1 pseudogene is annotated in these 474 nt (G+C 48.7%); it reads left to right on the forward strand.

The annotated features are described in order from the left end of the window. A pseudogene (locus EM932_RS21015) lies at positions 1 to 474 on the forward strand (T9SS type A sorting domain-containing protein); the annotation flags it as partial.

The following is a 474-nucleotide window of genomic DNA, read 5'->3' on the forward strand; positions in this document are numbered from 1 at the left end:
GCATTAGACGATGCGGGCTTTAGCTATAGCGCCGCAGCATATTGTGCAGATGCTACAGATCCAACGCCAAGCATAACAGGTTTAACAGGCGGAACCTTCTCAAGTACTGGAGGCTTATCACTTACAGCAGGAACAGGACTTATCGATGTATCGACCAGTACTCCGGGAACCTATACCGTAACTTATACCACAGCAGGAACCTGTCCAAACAGTAGTACCGCTAGCGTGACGATCAACGCATTAGACGATGCGGGCTTTAGCTATAGCGCCGCAGCATATTGTGCAGATGCTACAGATCCAACGCCAAGCATAACAGGTTTAACAGGCGGAACCTTCTCAAGTACTGGAGGCTTATCACTTACAGCAGGAACAGGACTTATCGATGTATCGACCAGTACTCCGGGAACCTATACCGTAACTTATACCACAGCAGGAACCTGTCCAAACAGTAGTACCGCTAGCGTGACGATCAAT

Origin of the sequence: Flavivirga rizhaonensis, from assembly GCF_004791695.1 — a bacterium.
In the GTDB taxonomy this organism is placed as follows: domain Bacteria; phylum Bacteroidota; class Bacteroidia; order Flavobacteriales; family Flavobacteriaceae; genus Flavivirga; species Flavivirga rizhaonensis.